At 53.4% G+C, this 3997-nt stretch carries 4 protein-coding genes; all 4 read right to left on the bottom strand.

What is annotated here, in order from left to right:
- Positions 1 to 344 precede the first annotated feature (344 nt).
- Positions 345 to 1085, bottom strand: a complete 741-nt coding sequence (locus tag RUM_RS00940; RefSeq protein WP_015557359.1) for an ABC transporter ATP-binding protein — start codon at positions 1083 to 1085, stop codon at positions 345 to 347.
- A 10-nt stretch (positions 1086 to 1095) separates the two neighbouring features.
- A complete protein-coding gene (locus RUM_RS00935; protein WP_015557358.1) occupies positions 1096 to 1875 on the bottom strand; it encodes an ABC transporter permease in 780 nt (259 codons plus the stop codon).
- Positions 1853 to 3637: a CDP-glycerol glycerophosphotransferase family protein gene (locus RUM_RS00930; protein ID WP_015557357.1), complete on the bottom strand. Its 1785-nt coding sequence runs from the start codon at positions 3635 to 3637 to the stop codon at positions 1853 to 1855. Before RUM_RS00930 ends, RUM_RS00935 begins: the two co-directional genes overlap by 23 nt.
- A gap of 112 nt (positions 3638 to 3749) precedes the next feature.
- On the bottom strand, positions 3750 to 3997 hold a 248-nt coding region (locus RUM_RS12965), incomplete at its 5' end, for a hypothetical protein (RefSeq protein WP_207634944.1).

The following is a 3997-nucleotide window of genomic DNA, read 5'->3' as shown; positions in this document are numbered from 1 at the left end:
TCCATGCAGCACCCAAAGCTGCACATTCCCATGATGCTGCACAAAACGCAAAAGGGTGAAATCTGACGGCTGAAATCGTGGGAACGGTTCAGCTCGTCCGTTCTCCACAAGAGTGGGGTGGGTTGTGGAAAAGAGAGTACGGTTGTCGCTCGCACACCGGTAGATGGGTCATGCGTGACCCATTCGGTTAAGTAAATAGAGTATGATTACTCCCCGGGTTGTCTCCCCAAGATAACGGTAAAACGCTCCTGCGTAGAAACAGCACGCAGAGCATCCAAGAACCCACAAACGCAACTGGTTCCATGATGCCTACAAAAAAGAACCCGGCATCTGCCGGGTTCCGCTTATTTCTTTTCCTTCAAAAACGCCGCATAATGATCGCAGACAGTCTTGGTATCTCCGAATTCGATCTGCTTGCCCTTATCCAGCCACAGCACCTTGTTTGCCATCCGGCGGATCTGATCCAGGGAGTGGGATACCAGCAGGGTGGTGGCGCCGTTTTTGATGACCTCCGCCATCTTCCGCTCGCTCTTTTTCCGGAATGCTCCGTCTCCCACGGACAGTACCTCGTCCAGGATCAGGATGTCCGGGTTTACCAGGCAGGCGATGGAGAATGCAAGCCGGGATTTCATGCCGGAGGACAACTGCTTGAAGCGGCGATCCTGGAATTCCCCCAGACCGGAGAAGTCGATGATCTCCTCGTACTTCTTATTCATAAATTCCCGGGTGTAGCCCAGCATGGCGCCCCGGAGGAAGGTGTTCTCCCGGACGGTCAGCTCTCCGTCAAAGCCGGTGCCCAGCTCCAGCAGGGAGGCGATGGTGCCCTCCACGCTCATTTTCCCGGTGGTGGGGCACATGATGCCGGAGATCACCTTTAAGAGGGTGGATTTCCCGGCACCGTTGCTGCCTACGATGCCCAGCAGATCCCCCTCCTCCAGGGAGAAGGATACATCGTTCACCGCCCAGAATTCCTTGACGTGATACTGGCGCTTCAGCTTCTGGATCACATAGTCCTTTAAGCCGATGTCGGTGAAATCTCCGGTGATGTACCGGACGGAAATGTTTTGTAATGTGACTTTTTTCATGCCGCACCCCTTACATATAATACAGGAACTTGTAGTTGTTCCGCTTGTAGATCAGCGCCCCGATGCTGATGGCAAGGAGGGCATACAGCAGGCACAGACCGTGGTGCCACAGGGGCGGGATGGTGTTGTACAGCACAATGGAACGGATGTAGGAGATGTAGGTGAACATGGGGTTCACATAGAACAGGTGCTGCACGGTGGTGCTGAAGGAGTCCACCGGGTAGAAGATGGCGGACAGGTACATGAGCAGCAGGGTGAAAATATCGTAGAGATACTGGATATCCTTGAAGATCACGAACATGGCGGAGAGGATGAAGCCCACTCCGATGTTGAAAACGATCAGACAGAGGATCGGGAACAGGAGCAAGAAGAATTTCGGGGTAAAGGGGATCCCGTCGATGGCAACGAACAGGAAGAAGATAATCAGGGTCAGCCCGAAATTGATCAGAGAGGATACGTTCTTGGACAGCAGGAACAGGTACTTAGGCACGTTGATCTTGGTGATGATATTGGCGTTCATCATCAGAGAATTCATGCCCCCGGTGGTGGATTCCTTAAAGAAGGAGTAGGTCAGATTTCCGGCAAACAGGTAGATGGTGTAGTGGGGGGTGGATCTGCCGAAGAATTTCACGAACACCACGCTCATGACCAGCAGCTGCAGCAGGGGGGAGAGGATGCTCCAGAACATGCCCAGTACGGTGCGCTTGTATTTTTTCTTGAAGTCCCGCTTCACAAGCTCCTCGAACAGAAAGCGGTGCTTCTGGAATTTACTCATCAGCGTCTGTGTCATGTTGATTACTCCACTCCTCGTCCTGTCCCTGTTCCAGCAGCGCACGCTGACGGGCACGTTCCTCGTTGATGGCTTCAAACTGATCCTTGACCTCGGCAAAGCTGTGGTCACGCTCCAGCAGATCCATGGTCAGCAGCTGGATGGACAGGTACCGCTGGTCGCCTCCGGGGATCCGGAGCTGACTGCGCTTGTATACATGGGAGAATTTGAACTGGATCTCGATTTTGCCGTCGGCACCGATCCAGGAACGGGGCACATCCAGTACGAACGCCTTGATGCCCCGGGTGAAGACCTCCCGGCGGGGGAGCCAGTGACCGTTGACTCCTACCTTTGCGAAGAATTTATACTGCTTGTACCGCAGGTAGGGGCGGAACCGGATCTGGATGGCAAGATCCTTGCTGTCCGTGGGCACAAAGAAGCTGAAGTGTGCCTTTTTCCGCACCACCCATCTGCCGTGGGGGGTGGGAAGCTCGATGGCGTAGGTGTTGATATCCGGGCACCGGGCGAACTCCATGGAGAAATTCACCGGCAGGTGGTACAGGGTCTTGGTATCGTTCCGGGTATCCACCAGGTATTGGTAGAACCGGGCGCAGAAATCGCTGTTGTAGTAGAAGAATCTGTCCCGCTTCTGGCATTCCTCCTGGGAGAAGCGGAAGCCGGTGGCAAAGTAATGCCCCAGCATGCTGACGCATTCGTCCACGTTCTGCGCCACGTTGAAGATGTAGTCCTCCTTGCCGCTGTAGGGGGCGGGCAGGTCGGTTTTATGCCCATAGGTGAGGCAGTCCTCCGTATCCGGCACATTCAGGAAGATCACCGGCTTGTGCTGGAACCACATTTCAAAGCACATGGAGGAGTAGTCTGTAATCAGCAGGGCGGCGTTTTTCTTGGCGTCGGCGATCTCCTCGTCCTTGAGGATCTGTACCCCCTGGAGGATGTCATTGCCGCAGACCTGCAGCACCGTGTGGTGCAGCGCCACCTGGACGGTGTAGCCGTTTTCCTCGATGAGCCGGTTGAACTCCTTGTTCCGCAGCAGGCTGGTGATGGTGCGTACATACACTGTATCCTGGATATCCTCGATATTCCGCAGGTACCGCCGGTGGGTGAAGTAGATAAAGATGCTCTTGTTGGACTGGGCGTGATCCGCACTGAGCAGATCCCACCGGAACAGCCCGTTCTTGACCAGGTTCTCCTCCTTGTAGCATGCCCGGTTCATAAACAGATTTTTCTCAAAGTCGTTGGAGATCATGATCTTGTCAAAGAGGAAGGCGCTGTAGGAGGACTGGGAGATGAAGTTGTCCTTGAAGAAATTGACCCCATGCTGGGTGAAGAAGGAGTACACATAGGGACTGCGCTTGCAGCCGTCGGTGATCCCCAGACACAGGGCGTGGAGCACCTGGAAACCGCCGCAGATGAACTTGGTGGTCTTGAACAGCTCCTTCATATAGAAGGCGAAGGAAACGATGTTCTCGGCGCTGTAGGGGATGATGTTGTCCCCGTACTTTGCCTTGATCTCCGGGTAGGCGGCGCAGTGCTCGTTGATAATATAGTAGGGGACGAAGTATTCGTTGTGCTGCCCGTAGATGTATTTGAACAGCTCGAATTCGTCCTGGGGAGAGGTGTCAGCCTCCAGGATAAAGTCGCAGGTGATGACCTTGTTGCGCTGGGTATTCAGCTGCATGGCCTGGACAATATAGTGGGAGATATAGCGGCGGAACGCCATATCCTGTAAACGGTTGATCCGGTATTTGATGCCTCCGAACATAGAAACTTCCCTTTCATTTGTGATACGGATTCTGGGGTGCCGCCTTGATTTTTGGCGATATTGCACAGAGAAATTACATAAAAGCACCCCTGTACAGCACAGCTTTGCTGCATCAGAACATACAAATATTATTATAGCACCAATGGGGAGAGGTGTCAAGTATTGGGGCGGCTTTGCCGCTCTGCTGTTTGTGACCAGTTTCTTGTGTGTTGTCTTTGATGCTCTGCGTGCTGTTTTTACGCAGTACCGTTTTACCGATGTCTTGGGGAGATGTGTGTTGTTCTATTTGATTAACCGTATGGGTCACGCATGACCCATTTACCTTTCGTGACCATCTTTTCCGGGCGTTTTCTTCATAGT

It is taken from the genome of Ruminococcus champanellensis 18P13 = JCM 17042 (assembly GCF_000210095.1).
Lineage (GTDB): Bacteria > Bacillota > Clostridia > Oscillospirales > Ruminococcaceae > Ruminococcus_F > Ruminococcus_F champanellensis.
This window is presented reverse-complemented; position numbering and strand designations above follow the sequence as displayed.